This is a genomic window from Bradyrhizobium sp. USDA 4541, assembly GCF_024171085.1.
In the GTDB taxonomy this organism is placed as follows: domain Bacteria; phylum Pseudomonadota; class Alphaproteobacteria; order Rhizobiales; family Xanthobacteraceae; genus Bradyrhizobium; species Bradyrhizobium australafricanum.
Genome location: NZ_JALJZF010000001.1, coordinates 6,686,159 through 6,709,575, shown reverse-complemented (window position 1 = coordinate 6,709,575; position 23,417 = coordinate 6,686,159). Strand labels below are relative to the sequence as shown.

Genomic DNA, 23,417 nt, shown 5'->3' with positions numbered 1-23,417 from the left:
GCGACTTGGCGACAATCTTCACGGTACCGGCTCCGAAATGAACATCTTTCGGATGTGCCGGGATGCCAGCAAAGTCAAGTCACTCGGCGGCCTCCTTGACCGATCCATGCTCGTCGTCGTCAGCATCGTGGTCGGTGCGCGGCGAGCGGCCCCAGGTCGCAAACGCATTCGAGAGCCTGTCGAGATAGAGGTAGACGACCGGCGTCGTGAACAGCGTCAGCGCCTGGCTGACGATCAGGCCGCCGACCATGGCGTAGCCGAGCGGCTGGCGGATTTCCGAACCGGTGCCGGTCCCTAACATCAGCGGCACGCCGCCGAGCAAGGCGGCCATCGTCGTCATCATGATCGGGCGGAAGCGGAGCAGGGCGGCTTGGCGGATCGCCGCGACAGGCTCCATGTGCTGGTCGCGCTCGGCCGCGATCGCGAAGTCGACCATCATGATGCCGTTCTTCTTCACGATGCCGATCAAAAGGATGATGCCGATCAGCGCGATCAGCGAGAAGTCGAAGCCGGCCGCCATCAGGATCGCGAGCGCGCCGACGCCGGCCGACGGCAGCGTCGACAGAATCGTGATCGGGTGGATGTAGCTCTCGTAGAGAATGCCGAGGATCAGGTAGACGACCACGAGCGCCGCGAGGATCAACAGCGGCACGGTCGACAACGATTGCTGGAACGCCTGCGCGGTGCCTTGGAAGCTCGAGCTCAGTGTCGGCGGCGCGCCGAGGTCGACCATCGCCTTCTGCACCGCTTCCGTCGCCTGGCCGAGCGCAACACCCTGCGCCAAGTTGAACGAGATGGTGATCGCCGGGAACTGGCCCTGATGGCTGATCGAGAGCGGCCGTACCGGCACGCTGGTCCAGGTCGCGAAGGTCGAGATCGGCACCTGTTCGCCGGTCAGCGGCGACTTGATGTAGATCTTGTTCAGCGTGTCGATCGCGCCCTGGAGCTCCGGCAACACCTCGAGGATGACGTGGTAGCTGTTGAGCTGGGTGAAGTACTGCGTCACCTGGCGCTGGCCGAACGCGTCATAGAGCGTGTCGTCGATCAGCTGCGGCTGGATGCCATAGCGCGAGGCGGTGTCGCGGTTGATCTTCAATTCGAGCGTGGTGCCGTTGGTCTGCTGGTCGGTGGCGACGTCGCGCAGCTGCGGCAGCGTTTGCATCTTGCCGAGAATCTTCGGCGCCCATTCGTTCAATTCGGCGAGGTTGGCATCCTGCAGCGTGAATTCGAACTGGGTGCGGGTCGGGCGGCCGCCGAGGCGGACGTCCTGCGCCGCCTGCATGAACAGCCGGGCACCCTCGACCTTCTCCAGCTTCGGCCGCAGCCGGGCGATGACCTGCTGCGCGTTGGCGTCGCGATCCTTCAGCGGCTTCAGCGTGATGTACATCGCGCCGTTGTTGCCGGCGCGGCCGCTGCCGCCGATCGCCATCGCCACCGTCGCCACCGCGGGATCCTGCTGCACGATCTTGCCGAGTTCCTCCTGCTTCCGCTTCATGTCGGCGAAGGAGATGTCCTGGTTGGCTTCCGAGGTCGCGGTGATCAGGCCGACGTCCTGCTGCGGGAAGAAGCCCTTCGGGATGACGACGAACAGGTAGACTGACAGCGCCAGCGTCCCGAAGAAGATCATCAGCGTCGTGAACTTCCAGCGCAATGCGAGGTCGAGCACGCTCTGATAGCCGCGCAGCATGGCGTCGAAGCCGCGCTCGCTGAGCTGGTAGAACCGACCGTGCTTCTCGTCATTGTGGGCGCGCAGGAAGCGCGAGGCCATCATCGGGGTCAGCGTCAGCGACACGAACATCGAGACGAAGATGGTCATCGCGAGCACGACCGCGAATTCGCGGAACAGGCGGCCGATGATGCCGCCCATCAGGAGCAGCGGGATCAGCACCGCGACCAGTGAGATGCTGATCGAAACGATGGTGAAGCCGATTTCCTGCGAGCCCTTGAAGGCGGCAGCCATCGGCTTCTCGCCCTCTTCGATGTAGCGGCTGATGTTCTCCAGCATCACGATGGCGTCGTCGACCACGAAGCCGACCGCGATCGTCAGCGCCATCAGCGACAGATTGTCGAGCGTGTAGCCGAACACCCACATCAGCGCGCAGGCGCCGAGCAGCGCCAATGGCACCGTGACCGTCGGGATCACGGTCGCCCAGAAACTGCGCAGGAAGACGAAGATCACCATCACGACCAGGAAGATGGTCAGCAGCAGGGTGAACTGGACGTCCTCGACCGCCGCGCGGATCGTGGTGGTGCGGTCGCTGATCACGTCGATCTTGATCGCCGGCGGGATCGCGGCGACCAGTCGGGGCAGCGCCGCCTTGATCTTGTCGACGGTGTCGATGACGTTGGCGCCGGGCTGCTTGAAGATGACCAGGAATACGCCGCGCTTGCCGTTGGCCCAGGCGGCCTGCTTGGCGTCCTCGGGCCCGGTGACGGCCTGGCCGATATCACGGATCCGCAGCGGCCCGCCGTTGCGGTAGGCGATGATGACGTCGTTCCACGGGCTCGCCGTGAGCAGCTGGTCGTTGGCGTAGATGGTATAGGCGCGGGTGGCGCCGTCGATGTTGCCCTTCGGACTGTCGACGGTGGCGATGTTGATCGCAGCGCGGACGTCCTCCAGCGACAGGCCCTTGGCGACGAGCTTGGCGGGGTCGATCTGGACGCGAACCGACGGCTTCTGCTGGCCGCCGATGATGACCTGCGCAACGCCCGAGATCTGGCTGATCTGCTGCGCCAGCTGGGCGTCGACGGCATCGCTGACCGTCGTCAGCGGCAGCGTGTCCGATGTCGCCGACAGCAGCATGATCGGCGAGTCCGCCGGGTTGACCTTGCGGTAGGTCGGCGGCGAGGGAAGGGTTTTCGGCAACTGGCCGCTGGCCGCGTTGATGGCGGCCTGCACGTCGTTGGCGGCGCCGTCGATGCTGCGGTTGAGGTCGAACTGGATGGTGACCGCCGCCGTGCCGAGATAGCTGGTCGAGGTCATCTGCGCGATGCCGGGGATCTGCGCGAACTGGCGTTCCAGCGGCTGGGCGACCGATGTCGCCATCGTTTCCGGGCTGGCGCCGGGCAGGGTCGCAGTGATCTGGATGGTGGGGAAGTCGACCTGCGGCAGCGGCGCGACCGGCAGCAGGGGATAGGCGACGAGACCGACGAACAGGATGCCCGCCATCAGCAGCGAGGTGCCGATGGGGAAACGAATGAATGGTGCGGAAATTCCGGCGCCGACGCTCATTCCTGCGCAACCTTCGACTGGGACGGATCCGAGCTCGCCACTGCCGTTGTCACCGGGGTTCCCGGCGAGACCTTGTACTGCCCCGCGGTGATCACCTGCTGTCCGGGCGACAGGCCCTCGTCGATCACCGACTTGCCGTCGATCGACTGGCTGACCTTGATCTTGCGAAGCTCGGCCTTGTTCTCCTGATTGACTGAATACGCGTAGAGGCCATCGGTGCCATGCTGCACCGCGTCATCCGGGACGACGGTGGCATCCTTCAAGGTCCTGACCAGAAGGCGGGTCGAGACCGACTGGCCCGGCCACAGCGCGTGGTCCTTGTTATCAAACACCGCCTTCAGCCGGACAGTCCCGCTTGACGTGTCGACCTGATTGTTGATCAGCGCCAGGGTTCCCGTGGATAGCACCCGCTTGCCGTCGGTGGTCAGGGCAATGGTCTTGGGCGGCGCCACGGCCAGCGCCGCCTTGATGTCCGGCAGCTGGTCTTCCGGCGCGGTGAAGATCACCGTGATCGGCTCGATCTGGGTGATCGTGACAATGCCGGTCTGGGCCGAGGCATTGACGATGTTGCCGATATCGACCAGTCGCAGGCCGACAATCCCGTCTATCGGGGATTTGACGGTCGTGTAGTCCACCTGGGTCTGGGCGTTGAAGATGGCGGCCTCGTCAGCCGAGATCTGGGCGGTCAGCTGCGCCACCGTGGAGCGCTGGGTGTCGAGCTGCTGGCGTGTCGCGAACTCGCCGAGCCTGGTGGTGCGCTGCAGGTCGAGATTGGCGTTGGCGAGATTGGCTTCGTCCTGGGCCTTCTTGGCCTTGGCCTGGTCGAGCGTCGCCTGATAGGGCCGCGGATCGATCTCGACCAGCGTGTCACCGGCCTTGACGAACTGGCCTTCCTTGAAAGCGATCCTGGTGATCTGACCGTCGACCCGGGTGCGGACCTGGACCGTGTTGAACGCCTGCACGGTGCCGAGGCCGGTGAGATAGACAGGGAAGTCGGCTTTCTCGACCGGCGAGATCTTGACCGGAACGGCCGGGCGTTGGGCGGATCGCTTCTGCGCGGCTTCGATCGCCTGCTGGTTGCTAGTGTGTTTCTGCCAGCCGAAATAACCGGCGGCGCCGACCGCAGCGATCACTAAAACCCAACCGATGGTGCGTGACTTTGACATGCGGACTCTTGGGTTCGACGTAACAATAAAGGCTGATCGAAACGGTTCACAGAGCTTGCGGATATAATATGCGTGCACTTAATGTGTAAACACACCAAGGCTTGAGAATCCTAAACATTTGGAAAGGTTTAGGTCAGAAACGAGCAGAAACAATTCGCCTGGGAAACGCACCGAGGACCCCTATGTCGCTCGATCTCAAACGCCAGTTTATCGCGCAGCTCGTCGAGAGTTCCCGGCTGCTGCGCAATTATATCGATCATCGCGCCAAGGCGCGAGGCACCACGCGTGCGCAATGGATCGTGCTGTTCCGCCTGCGCGAGCAGGAGGGACTGTCCCAGGTCGATCTCGCCGACGTCCTCGAATTGCAGCCGATCTCGCTGGTGCGGCTGCTCGACCGCCTCGTCGAGCATGGCCTGCTCGAACGCCGTCCCGATCCCAGGGATCGCCGTGCCAATCGCCTGTTCCTGACCAGGAGCGGGCGCCGCCTCGTCGACGATCTCGACAGCCTGCGCGACGCGATCGCCGGCGATGTGCTGCGCGACGTCTCGGACAAGCATGTCGAAAGCGGCCTCGCCACGCTGCGCGAGGTCAAGGATCGCATCAAGGCGCTCGGCGAGGAGGCGGAGCGCATCGCTGCGAAATAGCGCATCTCATCGTGCGCAGATTCCTTCGCTCCATCCATTCACCCGTTGCAGCGTGCGCGAGCCGGTTGAATCGTCGCGGGATGTCGTCCATATCGCGCAGCGACGATGCGAGAGGACGAGGGCTGCGATGGATGAGTTGAACGGGCGCATGATGGCATGCCAGATCCTGGTTACAGGATTGATCGCGCGCGTCGCCAACGAGCAGCGCGACCCGCTGCGCTTTCTCACCGACTTCCGCGACGAGATCAAAGCGGTCGTCAACGGCGTCAACATCGCCGGCCTTGAGAACAGCGACCGCGTGCGGCAGGTCGCGCAGCGGACGATCGACGAACTGTTTTCGCTGATGAAGCCGCCAAGCGCCGAGTAATCGCGTGGTCGCATGGACAGCGCCCGCACGCGGCAGCCAATGACGGGCGGCATCGATTTAGAACGATTATTAGAACACTTAAAAACTACAGTTTAGAACGATTTCAAACCGTAGATTAGAATCGCTTTGAATTGGGGCGATTCAAGCCGACTGTTGCGCTCGTCGCATTGATAAAAAAGGTCACGCTCGATAACCGATGGAGACAGTTCGTCGCAGCTTCATTTCGCGAACGAGCTGATTTTTCTGGGGCGAGCAAGACATGAGCAATGTGAAGGCGCCGAGATCGCTGCGCTTTGATGCAGCGATCGGTTCGGCTGATGACACCGGTTATTCCGTCACGAAGGTCTCCGCAGTCGCGAGCCTGATCGCGGTGGCGTCGTTTTCGGGGGCTGAAGCGCAGCAATCCAACCTGCCGCCGGTGAATGTCGATGCCCCGGTCGCTCGCCCGCGGCCCGTGACGTCAAGGCCCACTGCGGACCAGGTCCGCGCCCGCAACGCGCTGCGTCGCGCCGCGCGACGTAACAACCAGCAGGCACAGCAGGCGCCGGTGCCGTTTCCCAACGCCGGCGGTCTTCCCGCCGACCGCGATCCGTACGCGGATCCGGCCGCGCCGTACAAGGGCGACCGTTTGCAGTCGTCCGGGAAATATCCCGAGCCGATCCTGAACACGCCGAAATCGGTCACGGTGCTGACCAAGGACGTGCTCGAAGACAAGAACGCCACATCGCTGAAGTCGGCGATCCTGTCGACCGCCGGCGTCACGCTCGGCACGGGCGAGGGCGGCAATGCCTTCGGCGACCGCTTCTTCATCCGCGGTTTCGATGCGCGCAACGACATCTTCATCGACGGCGTGCGCGACTCCGGCGTCAGCGTCCGCGAGAACTTCTTCACCGAGCAGGTCGAGATCCTGCGCGGCCCGGGCTCGTCCTTTGCCGGCCGCGGCACCACCGGCGGCGCGATCAACATCGTCACCAAGCAGGCGACGACGCAGAACAGCTTCTACAACATGGACACCACGTTCGGCACCGATCGCACCAAGCGCGTGACGCTCGACGTCAACCAGGTGATCAGCCCGACACTGGCGATCCGCGCCGGCGGCCTGTTCCAGGATGCCGGCGTCGCCGGCCGCAGCTACGTCACCGACGACCGCAACGGCGCGTTCGTCGCCGGCTCGTGGAAGCCGGTCGATGCGGTGAAGATCACCGGCAACTACATCCACACCGAACTGACCGGACTCCCGGATTTCGGCGTGCCGTACTATCGGCCGAGCACCGCGAGCACGGCCGGCGGTCCGTTCCCGGATTTCGGCGTCAACCGCAACAATTTCTACGGCTTCGTCAACCGCGACTTCTTCAGGACCGGGCAGGACATCGGCACGATCAATGCCGAGGTGCAGATCACGCCGGACCTCGTGGTCAGCAACAAGATCCGGGAATCGCGTTCGACCCAGAACTACATCGGCACGCTGCCGGAAGCGCCGACGCTTGCCGCCGGCGCTCCGTTCACGGCGTATACGTTGAGCGCCAATCCGCAAAGCCGCTACCAGGTCACCGACGTGTTCGCCAACCAGACCGAGGCGACCTACAAGTCGGTCGACGGCCTCGGCTTCAAGCACACGACGACGGCCGGCGTCGAATACGACAACGAGCGGTCGTCGATCGACAGATATCTCGGCCTGAGCTCGGAAATAACGACCGGCACATCGGCATTCACGGGAAGCGGATCGCTCTCCGGCGTCAGCGTGTTCAATCCGCAATACACCAACATTCCGTTCCCGATTCCGTCGGGGCTGTCCGGGCTGCCGACCAAGATCGGGATCGACACCACCAGCGGCTACATCATGGATACCGCGAACTACAATGACTTCGTGATCCTCAATGGCGGCATCCGCTACGACGACTACAAGATCAACACGTCAGGCTATCTGACTTCGGGCGGCAGGACCACATTCGGCAGTCAGTCGGCCGACTTCGGGATGCCGAACTTCAACCTCGGCCTCACCTTGAAGCCGTTGCCGAACGGCAGCGTCTATGCGGCCTATGCGACCTCATCCAACCCGGTCGGCGCCGAATTCGACGGCACCAGCACGGCGTATGGCGGCCTGTCTCCCGTGCTGAACGGCGGCAATACCCAGATCTTCGGGCCGGAAAAGAACAAGGCGATCGAAGTCGGCACCAAGTGGGAATTGTTCGATCGTCATCTGCTGGTGACGGCGGCGCTGTTCCAGACCGAGAAGGAAAATGCGCGCGAATCGCAGAACGTGAACAACGCCACCGCGGCGGCAGCGCTCGGCTGCTCCTATCCGACCGGGACGACCGGCAATATCTCCTGCATCACCGCGGGCGCGGCCTACCGCATCCGCGGCATCGATCTCGGCGTCGGCGGCAAGATCACCGACAAATGGAGCGTGTTCGGCGGTCTCGTGCTGATGCAGTCGGCAGTGACGAGGTCGCTGGCGCCGCCGGCCAACACCATCCTGTACTCCAGCAATGTCGGACTGCCGCTCGCCAACGTCGCGCACCAGTCGTTCAGCATGCTGACCAAGTACCAGCTCACCGACATGTGGGAGCTAGGCGGGCAGGCGGTGTATCGCTCGAAGGTCTATGGCGGCACGCTGCTCGCGGCCAACCAGGGCACCTCGATCCCGAGCTATTGGCGCTTCGACGCCTTTGCCGAAGCTAAGATCGACAAGCACTGGACCATGAAGCTGTTCGTCAACAACATCTTCGACAAGCGCTACTACGACGCGCTGTACCAGAGCGCGGCGCCGTTCGTGCTCGAAGCGCCGGGACGCGCCGCGTATCTGGTTGTTTCTGCGCGTTACTGACGGAGGCTTCGCGGCACGAGATGCTGGTCTGTGTTCCCAACGTATTGAGCAAGGCTGATGTGGCGGACTTCCGCCGCATCATGGCGCAAGCCGAATGGGAGGACGGCCGCTCGACCGCCGGCGCCGCTTCCGCGATGGTCAAGCGCAACGAGCAGCTGCCGCCCGACAGCGAGGTCGCGCGGCAGCTCGGCAACCGCATCCTGTCGGCGCTGTCGGCGAGCCCGCGCTTCATCTCGGCGGCGATCCCGCTTAGAATCTTTCCACCCTTGTTCAACCGCTATGCCGCCAGCGACGGGCACCATTTCGGCCTGCACGTCGACAATGCGGTGCGCGGCGACAGGCTGACGGGCATGAGGATCCGCACCGACCTCTCGGTCACGCTGTTTTTATCGGAGCCGGAGGACTACGATGGCGGCGAGCTCGTCATCGAAGACCTCTACGGATCCCATGAAATCAAGCTGCCGGCGGGCGATCTCGTAGTTTATCCTGCTTCCAGCTTGCATCTGGTCACGCCGGTCACGCGGGGGACCCGGGTAGCGTCTTTTTTCTGGCTGCAGAGCATGATACGGGATGCACACGGGCGCAGCCTGATCTTTGATCTCGATACCGCGATCCAGGCTCTGGTGGAGCGGCTGGGGCGCGATGACCCCGAAACGGTCAAATTGACCGGGATTTATCACAACCTGATCCGTCACTGGGCTGAAGTGTAACTGATGATGACATTCAAGTTCCCCGCTGCATCCGCCATGATCGCCTCGCTGGCGATGCTGATGCTGGCCGCGCCGTCTTCGGCGCAGCAGCAAACGGCGCCTGTAGCGCAGCCCGCACCCGTGACCCGGCCTCAGGCCGCACCCGCCCAGCCGGCGGCGGCCCAGCCTGCGGCGGCTGCCCAGGCCGCGCCGGTGGCCGCCCAGCCGGCACAAGCGGCGCCGCAGGCTCAGGCCGCGCCGGCCCCTGCCGCGGCGGCTCCGGCACCGACGGCGAACGAGGCGTCCCTGGCTGCGCCCGCGAGCGGCGACAGCAAGTCGCTGAAGTCGACCTCGACCGGCCTGCACGAATTGTCGCCGTGGAACATGTTCTTAAACGCCGACATCATTGTGAAGGCGGTGATGCTCGGTCTGGCATTCGCGTCGCTCGTCACGTGGACGGTGTTCATCGCCAAGATGGTCGAGCTGACGGTAGCGCAGCGCAAGCTGCGTGGCGCGCTGGCCAAGATCGCTGAATCCCGCTCGCTGGCCGAAGCGCAGTTCGCGCTCGGTGCCAAGGGTAGCGTGCTGTCGTCGTTCATCGCTGCTGCGATGCGGGAGGGGCGCCTGTCGGCGGGCATCTCGAGCGACAGCGGCATCAAGGAGCGCGCGGCGTCGAGCTTCGCCGAGATCGTGCGCGCCGAAGCCCGCAAGATCCGCATCGGCATGGGCCTGCTCGCGACCATCGGCGCGACGTCGCCCTTCGTCGGCCTGTTCGGCACCGTCTGGGGCATCATGAACAGCTTCATCGGCATTTCGAAGTCGCAGACGACCAACCTTGCCGTGGTGGCGCCGGGCATTGCGGAAGCGCTGCTCGCGACCGCGATCGGCCTCGTCGCGGCGATCCCGGCCGTGATCATCTACAACCACTTCTCGCGCGTCACGAAGGTCTATCTCGAGCTCGTCAACCGAGCCTCGGGCGCCGCCGGACGGCTGCTGTCGCGCGATCTCGATCGCACCCATGGCGACGTTCCGCGCAACGCGCATGCGCGCGCCGCAGCGGCGGAGTAGGCGATGGCAGTCTCGATCTCCGAGAACGATGGCGACGACGATTTCGCGGAATCCCACGAGATCAACGTCACGCCGTTCATCGATGTCATGCTGGTGCTGCTGATCATCTTCATGGTGGCGGCACCGCTCTCGACCGTCGATTTGCCGATCGATCTGCCGACCTCCAGCGCGACGCCGCAGAAGAAGCCGGACAAGCCGACCTATCTCAGCATCAAGCCGGATCTGACGCTGGCGATCGGGGAGAACGCGGTGAAGCGCGTCGACCTGGTCAATTCGCTGGATGCTGTGCCCGACATGACCCGGGACAAATACGTGTTCCTGCGGGCCGATCGGATGGTACCCTATGGCGAGCTGATGGGCGTGATGGAGCTGCTGCGCGCCGGCGGCTACACGCACGTGAAGCTGGTCGCGCTCGAGGGCGTTCCGGGAGCGCCCGCGGCGGCGCAGGCCGATCCTGCCAAACCCTGACGGCGAACGCGATGTCCACCAACCCCGATCTCGATCTGCGGACCTCGAAGCGGCTCTGGGTGATCGCCGCCGTGACGGCAGTCGGGCTGCATCTGGGCGGTGCCGCGCTGGCACTGACCAATTTGCGCGGCGACGACGGCGACGAGGGGCTCGGCGCTGCCGGCGCGGAGTACGCCGTCGAGCTGGCTTCCGCGGATGCGACTGAAGAGGCCCTACCGCCTGGACCGCTGGCTGACGAGCAGCAGGCTGTGCAGGAAATGGCGCAGCAGAAGGCCGAGGTGAAGGACACCGACCTGCCTCAGGAAAAGCCGGTGGAGTCCGACGACCCCGATCGCATCGTGACGGAAGACACTGCCAAGAAGCAGAAGGAGGAGGAGGCCAAGGTCGCCAAGGTCGAGGCCAACGCGCAGGAAGCGCAGCAGGCCTCGGAGGCGGCCGCGCCGACCAAATTGGAGGACGCGCGTCAGTCGGAAACCACCAAGGCACCCAACCCAGGCATCGGCAAGGACAAGCTGCTGCTGACCGCCAAGTGGGGCAAGAAGATCAGCGCCTATCTCGACCTGCACAAGAAATTCCCAGAGAAGGGCAAGGCCAAGGAGGCCAAGGTGAAGGTCGCCCTGGTGCTGAATCGTCTGGGCAAGGTGCTGTCGGTTGCCGTGCTGGAATCGTCCGGAGATGCCGCCTTTGACGACGCGGCGATCTCGATGGTCCACCGGTCCGATCCGGTCCCGGCGCCGCCGGCCGACCTGACCGACGATCAGTTCTCGTTCAGCCTCGACGTCAATTACAACAAGCCGAAGAAGTAGCGCGCCGCGGCTGGCTGCGATCAGACCCGGCGTCATTGCGGGGCGCGACAAGTCGCGAACCCGGAATCCATTTCTCCATTGAATGTGCCGCTGGTCGATTCCTGGTTCGCCGTTTCACGCGGGCCGGAACGACGTTGCCTCAGCTCTTCTTCACCAGCGGGCAGACGCTCTTCTCGAGCGGGAGGAAGGCCTCGTCCGCGGGGATGGTGGCGACCAGCTTGTAATAGTCCCACGGATATTTCGAGTCCGACGGCTTCTTCACCTCGAACAGATAGGCGGGGTGGATCTTGCGGCCGTCGACGCGGATCGAGCCCTTGCCGAACAGGGGATCGTCGGTCGGCATCTCCTTCATCTTGGCGACCACGGCGCGACCGTCATGCGGATTGCCGCCGAGCGCTTCCAGCGCCTTGAAATAGTGGATCAGCGAGGAATAGACGCCGGCCTGCACCATGGTCGGTGGGTTCTTCTTGAAGCGTTCGATGAAGCGCTTGGAGAAGGCGCGGGTCTGGTCGTTCATGTCCCAGTAGAACGTCTCGGTGAAGTTCAGCCCCTGCGCGACGTTGAGGCCGAGCGCGTTGATGTCGGTGATGAACAGCAGCATGCCGGCAAGCCGCTGGCCGCCCGAGACGATGCCGAATTCCGCGGCCTGCTTGATCGCGTTGGTGGTGTCGCCGCCGGCGTTAGCGAGCCCGACGATCTTGGCCTTCGAGCTTTGTGCTTGCAGCAGGAAGGAGGAGAAGTCCGCGTTGTTGAGCGGATGCTTGACGCTGCCGAGCACCTTGCCGCCATTCGCGGTGACCACCGCCGAGGTGTCGCGCTCGAGCGCCTGGCCGAACGCATAGTCCGCGGTGAGGAAGAACCAGGTGTCGCCGCCGGATTTGACCAGCGCCTTGCCGGTGCCGTTGGCGAGCATGTAGGTGTCATAGACCCAGTGCACCGTGTTCGGCGAACACTGAGCGCCCGTGAGGTCGGACGAGGCGGAGCCCGAGTTCAGGTTGACGACGTTCTTCTCCTTCGAGAGGTTGGCGATCGCGAGTCCGACATTGGAGGCCGCGAGGTCGACGAACACGTCGACCTTCTCGACATCGATCCATTGCTTGCCGATGTTGACTGCGACATCGGGCTTGTTCTGGTGATCGGCCGAGATCAGATCAATCTTCCAGCCCTTCGCCAGCAGCCCGGAATCCTCGATCGCCATCTGCGCCGCCACCGTCGAGCCGGGACCGCCGATATCCTGATAGAGGCCGGACTGATCGCCGAGCGCGCCGACCTTGGCGACCTTGTCCATCGTCTGCGCCGACGCACCGCCGCAGAACGCAAGACTCGTGGCCATGACCAAGGCCGTCGTGACCGAGGCTGCAATGGAACGCTTCATCTTCCCTCCAGTATGATTTTGCTTTTGAGTTCCGGATTATGCCCGGCATCGGGTGCATCGCCTAGAGCGCCGGCGCGTTTGATCGTGCGCTATATTCCGCGCCGCGGCGATTGCGCAGCCGGTGACGCGCGACGGGATGCCGCGGTGCGCGGAGTTCGATCATCAGACGCGGATAGGGTGAAGCGCGGACGGCGCTATTTCCAGTAGTACCGGATCGCGACGTAGACCACGACGAGGCAGGCGAAGATCAGTGCCACCGGCATCGAACGCTTGGCGTTCGGGTCGGAGGTGCTCGTCTTCTTGGGGGGCAGGCGGCGGAACGTCGTGACGTTGCCATTGTCGGCGACCGGCTCGCGCGCGCGCGCCGGAACCTCCGGCGCTTTGCCGGCGCCGCCCATCTCGACATAGTAGGTGCGGTACATCTCCTGGATGGTCGCCTCGCCGGCGTCGGCTTCGCTCATCTGTCCCAGCAGCTTGTTGTAAATGGCCAGGAAATTCTGCGCCTCAGGCGGCAAGGCGGAGGCGCCGTTCAGCTTGGCCATCATCTTCCAGGTCGCAAAGTCGGCCCGCGCTCGGGTGTCGGCGCGTCGTGCAATCAGCATATCGGCAGCTTTGATCACCATGGCCTCGAAGCGTTCCTGTCCTCAACGCGCGACCCGGAAAAATGGCTACCGGTTTTCGGTCGGGTCGTGCGCAGATCAAGGCTATGTGTTTCCGGTAATGAGGAGAAGGGCGTTGATTACATAGCCGGTCAGAGTTCGCAGTATCGTTGAAATAACATCAAGATTTAGGCCGACTTGCTGGCCAATCACCGGCAGCAGGATCAACAGCCCGATCAGGATCAGCATGCCGTAGGGCTCCAGCCGGGCGAGCGGGATCGCCAGCGGCCTTGGCAACAGCCCGACCGCGACCCGGCCGCCGTCCAGCGGCGGGATCGGCATCATGTTGAAGATCGCGAGCACGATATTGATCAGGAAGGCGTTTTTCAGATTGTCCGCGGTCCATTTTGCGGCATCGGCCGGCACCAATGGCAGCGCGTGGAATGCCAGCGCCGCGGCGATCGCCAGGATGATGTTGGTGGCCGGGCCGGCCAGCGCCACCCACACCATATCGAGCTTGGGATGATTGAGCTTGCGGAAGTTCACCGGCACCGGCTTGGCGTAGCCGAACAGGAACGGCGAATGCGCGAACAGCAGCACTGCAGGCAGGATCAGCGTGCCGAACGGATCGATGTGCTTCAGCGGGTTGAAGCTGACGCGGCCGAGCTGCCAGGCGGTGTCGTCGCCGAGCCGATGAGCGACGAAGCCGTGCGCGGCTTCGTGAAACGTGATCGCAATGACCACCGGCAATACCCAGACGGAGATGTCATAGAGGGAGATGTTCAATGGCATGCCGCCTCGGGTTCGCTGGGACCGGACCTCAGGCTAGCACGGATTCGCGGAAGGCCTTGCTGGCGAGCGTTGCCGCAGGTCAGCGCATGTCGGGGGCGACCGCGTGCGCCAGAGGCGGCTGGGTGGTCGCGATCCAGATGCCGGCGAACACGGTGACGATGCCGGCCAAAAGATTCCAGCTCAGCGGCTCGCCGAGCAGCGCTGCGCCAACCAGCGATGCCGCGATCGGATTGACGGTGACCGAGATCGCCACCCGGGTCGGCGTCGTCCGCTCCAGCGCGAAGGCCCAGAGATAGAAGGTGAGCGCAGCGCCGAAGGCGCCGAGATAGATCGCGCCGGACCATTGCGGCGCGCCGAAATCGGCAACCGGCGCAAAACTGCCGCGCAGCAGCGAGGCGACAATGAGCACCACCGCCCCGGCGGCCATCGCGAGCGTGGTGAAGGGGATCGGGCCGGCGCGGCGGATATAGGGTTTTGACCAGATGCTGTAGAGCGCCATGCACAGCGCGGCTGCGATCATCAAGAGGTCGCCGCGCCAGGCACCAAGCGGCGCCGTGGCGAGGCCGGAGAGCAGCGCCATCGAGACGCCGAGGATGGTGACCAGGACGCCTGCGGTCTTGCGCGCGGTGAGCGCTTCGGCGCCGAGCGCCGCGCCGACCAGCATGGTCAGAAGCGGCAGCGTCGACAGCGCGAGCGCGCCGCGCGCGGCGGTGGTGAAGATCAATGAGGCATTGAACAGGACCGGAAACCCCGCAAAGAACAGCAGGCCGAGGCCGGCAACGCCGAGCCAATCGTGCCGCGTCGGCCAGTTCCGGCGTTGCAGCAGTGCCAGCGGCAGCAGCAGCAGGACGCCGATACCGAAGCGGAACGCGCCGATCGCCAGCGGGTCGATGGCGCCGACCAGAAACCGCGTCGCCCCGATCGAGGTGCCGCCGAGCGCGCTCGATGCCACCGCCGCCAACACCCCCCAGATCTCGCCCATTCCGTCCGTCCCTTGGTTTTGCTTGCGCAATCTAGGGACGGGGACATAATCAGGAAATGGAATAGATTTGATCGACTAAATCACGGATCGTTATGAGCGCGCCCATCCTGGACCCGGATCTTCTGCAGGCCTTTGTCGCGGTGGCGGAGCATCGCTCCTTCACCCGCGCGGCCTCAGCGCTGAACCGGACCCAATCCGCCGTCAGCATGCAGGTGAAGCGGCTGGAAGAGCGACTGCAGGCCGAACTGTTTCACCGCAGCACGTCCAGTGTCGACCTGAGTGCAGCCGGCGAGGGATTGCTCGGTTATGCCCGCCGCATCCTGAGCCTCAACGCGGAGGCGGTCGGCCGGGTGCGCGAGCATGGCACGGATGGACGGGTTCGCCTTGGCGTGATGGACGACTATGGGACGATGATCGTCCCGCCGCTGCTCAAGGACTTCATCGCCAGCTATCCGCTGATCCATCTCGAGATGGAGACCGGGTTGACGTCGACGATGACCGATCGGCTCGGCGAAGCCTATGACCTCGTGATCGCGATGCACCCCGAGGGACGCGGCGAGGGCGAGTTGCTGCGCACCGAGCAGGCGGTGTGGGCCGCGAGCGCTGCGCATCGCGTCGAGGAGCTCGATCCGCTGCCCGTCGCGCTCTATCCGCAGGGCTGCCTGTTCCGGAGCTGGGCGATGCAGGCGCTGGACGAGGCGAACCGGCCGTGGCGGCTCGCCTTTGTCAGCCACAGCCTGTCCGCGGTCGAGGCGATCGCGGCGCAGGGCCTCGCCGTGACCGTGGTCAAGTCGGGGACGTTTCCGCCGACGCTGCGTCGGCTGACCGCGCGCGACGGCATGCCCCTGCTGCCGCGGGCCGAGATACGGCTGCATCGCGCGCAAAACCTGCCGCACGCGGCGTCACTCCTGGCCGATCATCTCGTCGCGGCGCTTCGGCAGCCGGCGAGGCGAGCGGCGGTTTAATAGGTCGCGCGGCCGCCGGAGATGTCGAACACCGCGCCGGTGGAGAAGGCGCAATCCTCCGACGCCAGCCATGCCACCATCGAGGCGAGCTCCTCGACCTGGACGAAGCGGGCCTTCGGGATCTTCGACAGCATGAAATCGATGTGCTGCTGGGTCATCTGGTCGAAGATCGCGGTCTTCGCCGCGGCCGGCGTCACCGCATTGACCAGGATGTCGTGCTGCGCGAGCTCCTTGCCGAGCGATTTGGTGAGCGCGATCAGGCCCGCCTTCGACGACGAATAATGCGCGGCGTTTGGATTGCCCTCCTTGCCGGCGATCGAGGCGATGTTGACGATGCGGCCGTACTTCCGGCCGATCATGGTCGGCACGATCGCCTTGCAGCAGATGAAGGGCCCCTCGAGATTGATGCGCATCACCCGGCGCCAATCCTCGAGATCGGTTTCCCATACCGGCTTGTTGGCTCCGGTGATGCCGGCGTTGTTGACGAGAATGTCGATCTTGCCGAACGCCCGCAGCGTTTGATCGCGCGCGGCGTCGACCGCGTCGGGATTGGTGACGTCGGTCTTGATCGCGATCACGTTCTCGCCGATCGCCCGCGCGGTCTTCTCGGCCAGCGGCTGGTCGAAATCCCAGATCGCGACCTTGGCGCCCGACGCGACAAAGCGCTCGGTGATGGCGCGGCCAAATCCCTGCGCGCCGCCGGTGACGACGGCACAGCGGCCGTTGAGATCGATCTTGTTCATGCTGCCTCCCGATTAAAGCGTCCAGCCGCCGTCGATGACATGGGCGACGCCTGTGGTGAACGAGCTTTCGTCGCTGGCGAGATAGACGGCGAGCGCGGCGATTTCCTCGGCGGTGCCGAGCCGGCCCATCGGCTGGCGCGCAACGAACATCTCGCGTCCCTGCGGGCCGGCAGCCGCCGCACGCTCAAGCATCGAAGGTGTCTCGATGGTGCCGGGGCAGATGCAGTTGCAGCGGATGCCCTTGGTGATGAAGTCGGCCGCGACCGAGCGCGTCAGTGCCGCGACCGTGGCCTTGGTGGCGCTATAGACGTAGCGGTTCGGCGCCGCCTTCACCGCGCCGGCGGCGGAGGCGATGTTGACGATGGCACCGCCGCCCTGCGCCAGCATGCCCGGCAGGAAAGCGCGCGTGGTGCGGTGCATCGACTTGACGTTGAGGTCGAAGGAGAAGTCCCAGTCGTCGTCCGAACACTCCAGCACCGTGCCGTGATGCACGAAGCCCGCGGCATTGAGCAGGATGTCGGTCTTGCCGGCGCGCTTTGCGATTGCCTCGACCGCTGCGGTGTCGCGCACGTCGAGCTTCGCAACCTCGGCGGCGCCTTCCTGCCTGAGCAGCGCAAGCTTGCCTTCGTCGATATCGGTCGCGAACACGCTCGCGCCCTCGCGGGCAAAGGCCAGCGCGCAGGCGCGGCCGATGCCGACGGCCGCGGCGGTTACGAATGCGCGTTTGCCCTTCAGGCGGTCTGACATGCGTTTCTTCCTTCTTTGGCGATTGGCAGTCATGCGCGGGCTTGACCCGCGCATCCATCTTTCGAAGAACGATGGATTGCCGGGCCGCGCCCGGCAATGACGGTTTGCGTCCTAATGATTGTCGCGCGCCACGCCGACCTTGCCGGCGATGTCGTGGTAGCGCGTCGCGAGCTCGAGACAGGCGCCGGTCGCGTGCTGGCCGACGGTCTTGCGGTAGAGCTCCTGCCACGGCGTCTGGTTGGCCGGATGCGGGAAGCCGCCCTTGGCCTTCAGCTCGGCGCGGCGGGTGCGCAGCTCATCCTCCGAGATCATGATGTTGGCGCTGCCCTTGTTGAGGTCGATGCGCACCTTGTCGCCAGTCCTCAGGATTGCGAGCCCGCCATCGGCGGCGGCCTCGGGCGAGGCGTTGAGGATCGAGGGCGAGCCCGAGGTGCCGGACTGCCTTCCGTCGCCGATGCAGGGCAGGGACAGGATGCCGCGTTTGATCAGCGCGGCGGGCGGCTGCATGTTCACCACCTCGGCGCCGCCGGGATAGCCGATCGGGCCGGTGCCGCGGACGAACAGGACGCAGTGCTCATCAATGTCGAGCGCGGGATCCTCGATACGGTTGTGATAATCCTCCGGCCCCTCGAACACGATGGCGCGGCCCTCGAAGGCATTGAGGTCCTTCGGGTTGGACAGATAGCGGTCGCGGAATTCCTTCGAGATCACGCTGGTCTTCATGATCGCGGAATCAAAGAGATTGCCGCGCAGCACGATGAAGCCGGCGTCCTTCACCAGCGGCTTGTCGTAGCCCCAGATCACGTCGCCGTCGGGCGCAGGTGCTTCCTTGCAATTCTCGCCCATGGTGCGGCCGTTGACGGTGAGGGCGCCTTCGTGGATGCGCTTGTGCTTGATCAGCTCGCGCACCACCGAGGGCACGCCGCCGGCGCGGTGATATTCCTCGCCGAGATAGAAGCCGGCCGGCTGCATGTTCACCAGCAGCGGGACGTCATGGCCGTATTTCTGCCAGTCGTCGATCGACAGCTCGACGCCGACATGGCGCGCCAACGCATTGATATGGATCGGCGCATTGGTCGAGCCGCCGATCGCGGAGTTGACCACGATGCAGTTCTCGAACGCCTCGCGCGTCAGGAAGTCCGACGGCTTCAAATCCTCCCAGACCATGTCGACGATGCGCTTGCCGGTCTCGTAGGCGATCTGGCCGCGCTCGCGATACGGCGCCGGGATCGCCGCGCAGCCCGGCAGCGAGAAGCCGAGCGCTTCCGCGAGCGAGTTCATGGTGGAGGCGGTGCCCATCGTGTTGCAGTGGCCGACCGAGGGGGCCGAAGAGGCCACGATCTCGATGAATTGCTCATAGTCGATCTCGCCGGCGGCGAGCCGTTCGCGCGCCTTCCACACCACGGTGCCGGAGCCGGTGCGCTGGCCCTCGTGCCAGCCGTTCAGCATCGGGCCGCCCGACAGCACGATCGCCGGCAGGTTGACGGTCGCCGCCGCCATCATGCAGGCCGGCGTGGTCTTGTCGCAGCCGGTGGTCAGCACCACGCCGTCGAGCGGATAGCCGAACAGCACCTCGACCAGGCCGAGATAGGCGAGGTTGCGGTCGAGCGCCGCAGTCGGGCGCTTGCCGGTCTCCTGGATCGGATGGGTCGGAAACTCCATCGCGATGCCGCCGGCGGCGCGGATGCCCTCGCGGACGCGGTGTGCGAGCTCGAGGTGATGCCGATTGCAGGGCGAGAGGTCGTTGCCGGTCTGCGCGATGCCGATGATCGGCTTACCCGACTGCAATTCCTCTCGCGTCAGGCCGTAATTGAGATAGCGCTCGAGATAGAGCGCGGTCATGCCCGGATTGTGCGGGTTGTCGAACCATTCCTGGGAGCGGAGCCTGCGGCCCTTGCCCTTGCTGGTCGCGCCTGCGGCGTCGTGCCCGTTGGTGGGGGGTTTTGTCATTGGTTTCTCCCGCAATGCAAACTTGTGGGCCCATTCAAGGGCTCTGGTTCAAGGTCGTTTCTACCTTGCGCAAATCGTCATGCATTACAAACCCGACCGATCACGCACAGGTGTTTCGTGTGATGGATTGGACCTTAGTTGAAGGGTCTTGGTTGCGCTATCATTTTATCATTTTCGCGTCCCTTATGACAGGCAGCTGCCGGGCGACGTCAATTGCGTCGCGCCGAGCTTTGCCGTTCCATGACACTGAAGCCGAGATCGACGACGGGTTCGGTCGGCCGGCGCCCTTCCAGCGTCTCGATCACCATCACGGCAGCGTTTCTGCCCATTTCGTAGCGGTTGGTACGCACGCTGCTCAAGGTCGGCTCGCTCGACGCCATGAATTCGAGGTCATTGAAGCCGACGATCGCCATCTGCTCCGGCACTGCCATGTGCCGCCGCTTGCATTCGAACAGCGCGCCGAGCGCAAGGTCGTCATTGACGCAGAACACGGCGTCGATGTCGGGCGCCTTGGCGAGCAGGTCGGCAAACAGCGTGCCGCCGAGCGTGACCGAGGTCGGGATCGCCGTTGTCACAATAAGCTGTGGATCGAACAGCCCAGCGTCGGTCATCGCGGAGCGATAGCCGTCGAGCCGGCGCTGCACCCGCGGATCCATCCGCGCGCCGAGGAATCCGATCCGCCGGTAGCTCTGCGCCAGCAGGTGGGCGATGGCGGCTTTTGCGGCGTCAAAATGCGAGAATCCGATCATCATGTCGATCGGGGAGGGACCGACCTCCATGATCTGGACGATCGGACAATCGACCGTCTCCATGATGCGGCGGGAATCGGCGGTCTGGTTGATGCCGGTAATGATCAGCCCGGCCGGCTTCTGTGCCAGAAACAGACGCAGCAGGCGCTCTTCCTGCAGGATGCTGTAGCGGGTGTTGGCGAGCTGAATGCTGTAGCGGCTGCCGTCGAGCGCGTCATAGATGCCGCGCAGCACGTCGGAGAACACGTTGTTGGTCAGCGACGGGATCAGGACACCGATCACCTCGGTGCGCTGCGACGCAAGCGCGCGTGCCGCGAGATTGGGCACGTAACCGAGTTCTTTTGCCGCACTATCGACCCGCGCGCGCTTGCCGGCCGAAAGTGCTTCCGGATTCCTGAAGAACCGTGAGGCCGTAATCGGACTGACACCGGCGAGCTTCGCGACTTCGGCGAGCCGGATCTTGCCTGGCGTGATGCGCTTTCGGGCCATTTGCCGCTCATATCACGACGTTCGTCGCAGACAAACTGATATTGACAGCGCTACCAAGCGATTGCTAATCGAACGATTGCCAAAACCGGATAAACTGCGGACAATAACGTCAGTCCAACAGCGCCGCGCACCCAGCGCGGCCGGAACAAAACAGAGCGGTGGCGGCACTCGTCGTACGTCGTCGGGAACTTGAGGGAGGGAAGTGGATGTCGTCGGTCCAGATTCGCGACGTGCGGAAATCGTTCGGCAATTTTGAGGTCCTGCACGGCGTGTCGATCCCGATCGAGGACGGCGAGTTCGTCGTTCTGGTCGGCCCCTCCGGCTGCGGCAAGTCGACCCTGCTGCGCATGCTGGCGGGGCTCGAGAACATCACCTCCGGCACGATCTCGATCGGCGACCGCGTCGTCAACAATGTCCAGCCCAAAGAGCGCGACATTGCAATGGTGTTCCAGAACTACGCGCTCTACCCGCACATGACGGTCGCCGACAATATGGGCTTCTCGCTCAAGCTGCGCGGCGCCAAGCCCGAGGAGATCTCGACCGGCGTCAAGCGCGCCGCGGAAATCCTTGCGCTTACGCCGCTGCTCGAGCGCTATCCCCGCCAGCTTTCGGGCGGCCAGCGCCAGCGCGTCGCGATGGGCCGCGCCATCGTGCGCGATCCCCAGGTGTTCCTGTTCGACGAGCCGCTGTCGAACCTCGACGCCAAGCTGCGTGTTGCAATGCGCACCGAGATCAAGGAGCTGCACCAGCGGCTGAAGACCACGACCGTCTACGTCACCCACGACCAGATCGAGGCCATGACGATGGCCGACAAGATCGTCGTGATGCATGACGGCATCGTCGAGCAGATGGGCTCGCCGCTCGAACTCTATGACACGCCGGCGAACCAGTTCGTGGCCGGTTTCATCGGTTCGCCGGCGATGAATTTCCTCAAGGGCAATGTGAAGGTGAACGGCGCCGCCTATTTCGAGGGACCGAACGGCGTCAAGCTGCCGCTGAAATCGGCGCCGGCCAATTCCGACGGCCAGCCCGCGGTCTACGGCGTGCGGCCCGAGCATTTCACCATCGCCGATGACGGCGCCGAGGCCGAGATCGTGGTGGTCGAGCCGACCGGGTCGGAGACCCAGGTGTTCGCCAAGCTCGGCGGCGAGCAGGTCGTCGCCGTGTTCCGCGAGCGCCATCTGTTCAACCCGGGCGACAAGGTTCGGCTCAAGCCGGATCCGTCGCTGGTCCATCTGTTCGACGATTCGACGGGGAAGCGACTGAACAGCTGACGGACCGATCGATCTTAATGGCCGACCAACAGGCCAGATCAAAAACAACAAAAACACAATCATAGGGAGAAGGACGATGCACGATTTTACTCGCCGCTCGCTACTTCAGGGCGGCACGGCGCTGGCTGCAACCGGCATGCTCACCGGGCCGGCGCTGTTTGACTTCGCCAAGGCCTGGGCGCAGAGCGCGCCCTGGAAGGCGGAGCCCGGCGCCAAGCTCACCGTGATGCGCTGGAAGCGCTTCGTGCCCGCGGAAGACGATGCATTCAACGCCATGGTCGCGGCCTTCAAGTCGGCAACCGGCACCGAGATGAACGTGTTCAGCGAGTCCTTCGAGGACGTGCAGCCGAAGGCCTCGGTCGCCGCCAACACCGGCTCGGGTCTCGACCTCGCCTGGGGCCTGCACACGCTGCCGCAGCTGTTCCCGACCAAGGTTCTCAAGATGAACGACGTTGCCGATTATCTCGGCAACAAGTATGGCGGCTGGACCGAAGCCGCGGCCAAAACCTGCAAGCAGGGCAATGACTGGCTCGGCATTCCCGTCGCGACCATCGGCGGCTATTTGACCTATCGCAAGTCGGCGGTCGAGAAGGCCGGCTTCAAGCAGGTGCCGTCCGATTTCCCGGCCTATCTCGAACTGTGCAAGGCGCTGAAGAAGAACAACACGCCGGCCGGCTTCGCGCTCGGCCACGCCACCGGCGACGCCAATGCCTGGGTGCACAACATCCTCTGGGGCCACAACGCCTGGACTGTCGACAAGGACGACAAGGTCATCATAAACTCGCCGGAGACGATGAAGGCGCTGGAATATGCCAAGGCGCTGTCGGAGACCTTCATTCCGGGTGTCGCGTCCTGGAACGACTCCTCCAACAACAAGGCCTTCCTGTCCGGCGAGCTGTTCCTGACCTCGAACGGCATCTCGATCTACGTCGCGGCCAAGGACGATCCGAGCAAGAAGGAGCTCGCCGAGGACATCGACCACGCATTGTGGCCGGTCGGCTCGATCGGCAAGCCGACCGAATTGCAACTCGCGGTTCCGATCCTCGCCTTCAACTTCTGCAAATATCCGAACGCGGCAAAGGCGTTCATCGCCTTCATGCTGGAGAAGGAGAATTTCGAGAAGTGGCTGTCGGGCGCGCGGGGTTATCTCACCCACACGCTCAATGCCTACGACTCGGCTCCGGTGTGGACCGCCGATCCGAAGAACGCGGTGTTCGGCCAGGCCTCGAAGCGCGCGCTGCCGGCCTCCGGCATCGGTACGCCCGGCGAGAAGGCCGCGACCGCGATCGCCGACTTCATTGTGGTCGACATGTTCGCGAACTACTGCACCGGTGCCAAGGACGGCAAGGCCGCGATGGCGGAAGCCGAACGGCAGCTGAAGCGCATCTATCGCTGATGTGATGGCCGCGGGCGGCGGAGAGCCGCCGCCCGCGTCATCATTGGAATGCCATCATTGGAATATTGCGTAGTCATGCTCAATCCGTT

20 protein-coding genes are annotated in these 23,417 nt (G+C 64.3%); 10 read left to right on the top strand and 10 right to left on the bottom strand.

Translation table 11 applies throughout. The features are described from left to right. Positions 1-79: 79 nt before the first annotated feature. Together J2R80_RS32025 and J2R80_RS32020 are read right to left on the bottom strand one after the other, a co-directional pair. Positions 80-3,232, bottom strand: coding sequence for an efflux RND transporter permease subunit (locus tag J2R80_RS32025; RefSeq protein WP_076826511.1), 3,153 nt, complete (start codon positions 3,230-3,232; stop codon positions 80-82). After that, on the bottom strand, positions 3,229-4,398 hold the full coding sequence (locus J2R80_RS32020) for an efflux RND transporter periplasmic adaptor subunit (protein ID WP_076826513.1): 1,170 nt from the start codon (positions 4,396-4,398) through the stop codon (positions 3,229-3,231). The genes J2R80_RS32025 and J2R80_RS32020 overlap by 4 nt, the downstream gene beginning before the upstream one ends. 182 nt (positions 4,399-4,580) lie before the next feature. Between J2R80_RS32020 and J2R80_RS32015 the strand changes: the two genes are divergently transcribed. From J2R80_RS32015 to J2R80_RS31985, 7 genes are all read left to right on the top strand, one after another. After that, positions 4,581-5,042 (top strand): MarR family winged helix-turn-helix transcriptional regulator, encoded by a 462-nt coding sequence (locus J2R80_RS32015; protein WP_016841339.1) that lies wholly within the window; start codon positions 4,581-4,583, stop codon positions 5,040-5,042. Positions 5,043-5,169: 127 nt separating this feature from the next. Further along, a complete protein-coding gene (locus J2R80_RS32010) occupies positions 5,170-5,409 on the top strand; it encodes a hypothetical protein (RefSeq protein ID WP_028344615.1) in 240 nt (79 codons plus the stop codon). A 259-nt stretch (positions 5,410-5,668) separates the two neighbouring features. After that, on the top strand, positions 5,669-8,236 hold the full coding sequence (locus J2R80_RS32005) for a TonB-dependent siderophore receptor (protein WP_076826515.1): 2,568 nt from the start codon (positions 5,669-5,671) through the stop codon (positions 8,234-8,236). Positions 8,237-8,256: 20 nt separating this feature from the next. Further along, positions 8,257-8,946 carry a Fe2+-dependent dioxygenase gene (locus J2R80_RS32000; protein ID WP_076826517.1) on the top strand — a complete coding sequence of 230 codons (690 nt, stop codon included), beginning with the start codon at positions 8,257-8,259 and terminating at the stop codon, positions 8,944-8,946. 3 nt (positions 8,947-8,949) lie between these two features. Continuing rightward, complete coding sequence (gene exbB / locus J2R80_RS31995; protein ID WP_143270793.1) at positions 8,950-9,993, top strand: tonB-system energizer ExbB; 1,044 nt, start codon at positions 8,950-8,952, stop codon at positions 9,991-9,993. 3 nt (positions 9,994-9,996) lie between these two features. Beyond that, positions 9,997-10,461, top strand: a complete 465-nt coding sequence (exbD, locus tag J2R80_RS31990) for a TonB system transport protein ExbD (RefSeq protein WP_076826519.1) — start codon at positions 9,997-9,999, stop codon at positions 10,459-10,461. A gap of 11 nt (positions 10,462-10,472) precedes the next feature. Beyond that, positions 10,473-11,267, top strand: a complete 795-nt coding sequence (locus tag J2R80_RS31985; protein ID WP_076826520.1) for a TonB family protein — start codon at positions 10,473-10,475, stop codon at positions 11,265-11,267. A gap of 139 nt (positions 11,268-11,406) precedes the next feature. On the opposite strand, the gene J2R80_RS31980 is transcribed toward J2R80_RS31985, so the two are convergent. From J2R80_RS31980 to J2R80_RS31965, 4 genes are all read right to left on the bottom strand, one after another. After that, positions 11,407-12,600, bottom strand: coding sequence for an ABC transporter substrate-binding protein (locus tag J2R80_RS31980; protein WP_375162665.1), 1,194 nt, complete (start codon positions 12,598-12,600; stop codon positions 11,407-11,409). Between the two features lie 236 nt (positions 12,601-12,836). Then, the gene (locus J2R80_RS31975; protein ID WP_057020029.1) at positions 12,837-13,244 is read right to left on the bottom strand and encodes a hypothetical protein; all 408 of its coding nucleotides are present in this window, start codon (positions 13,242-13,244) and stop codon (positions 12,837-12,839) included. A gap of 102 nt (positions 13,245-13,346) precedes the next feature. Continuing rightward, positions 13,347-14,027 carry a site-2 protease family protein gene (locus J2R80_RS31970; RefSeq protein WP_038384092.1) on the bottom strand — a complete coding sequence of 227 codons (681 nt, stop codon included), beginning with the start codon at positions 14,025-14,027 and terminating at the stop codon, positions 13,347-13,349. A gap of 85 nt (positions 14,028-14,112) precedes the next feature. Next, a complete protein-coding gene (locus J2R80_RS31965) occupies positions 14,113-15,015 on the bottom strand; it encodes a DMT family transporter (RefSeq protein WP_076826523.1) in 903 nt (300 codons plus the stop codon). Positions 15,016-15,107: 92 nt separating this feature from the next. Between J2R80_RS31965 and J2R80_RS31960 the strand changes: the two genes are divergently transcribed. Then, positions 15,108-15,980, top strand: coding sequence for a LysR substrate-binding domain-containing protein (locus tag J2R80_RS31960; protein WP_076826525.1), 873 nt, complete (start codon positions 15,108-15,110; stop codon positions 15,978-15,980). Here the strand turns inward: J2R80_RS31960 and J2R80_RS31955 are convergent. The 4 genes from J2R80_RS31955 to J2R80_RS31940 all read right to left on the bottom strand — a co-directional run bounded on the left by J2R80_RS31955 (position 15,977) and on the right by J2R80_RS31940 (position 20,658). Continuing rightward, the gene (locus J2R80_RS31955) at positions 15,977-16,723 is read right to left on the bottom strand and encodes an SDR family NAD(P)-dependent oxidoreductase (RefSeq protein ID WP_076826527.1); all 747 of its coding nucleotides are present in this window, start codon (positions 16,721-16,723) and stop codon (positions 15,977-15,979) included. The two genes, J2R80_RS31960 and J2R80_RS31955, sit on opposite strands and share 4 nt — an antisense overlap. 12 nt (positions 16,724-16,735) lie before the next feature. Further along, entirely contained in the window at positions 16,736-17,470 is a 735-nt protein-coding gene (locus J2R80_RS31950; RefSeq protein WP_253639938.1) for an SDR family oxidoreductase, read from the bottom strand. A 111-nt stretch (positions 17,471-17,581) separates the two neighbouring features. After that, positions 17,582-19,420 (bottom strand): IlvD/Edd family dehydratase, encoded by a 1,839-nt coding sequence (locus J2R80_RS31945; protein ID WP_141339954.1) that lies wholly within the window; start codon positions 19,418-19,420, stop codon positions 17,582-17,584. A 209-nt stretch (positions 19,421-19,629) separates the two neighbouring features. Further along, entirely contained in the window at positions 19,630-20,658 is a 1,029-nt protein-coding gene (locus J2R80_RS31940) for a LacI family DNA-binding transcriptional regulator (protein WP_076826532.1), read from the bottom strand. Positions 20,659-20,864: 206 nt separating this feature from the next. Between J2R80_RS31940 and J2R80_RS31935 the strand changes: the two genes are divergently transcribed. After that, positions 20,865-21,932 (top strand): ABC transporter ATP-binding protein, encoded by a 1,068-nt coding sequence (locus J2R80_RS31935; protein ID WP_028334988.1) that lies wholly within the window; start codon positions 20,865-20,867, stop codon positions 21,930-21,932. 76 nt (positions 21,933-22,008) lie between these two features. Next, a complete protein-coding gene (locus J2R80_RS31930; protein WP_057019733.1) occupies positions 22,009-23,328 on the top strand; it encodes an ABC transporter substrate-binding protein in 1,320 nt (439 codons plus the stop codon). Positions 23,329-23,417 lie beyond the last annotated feature (89 nt).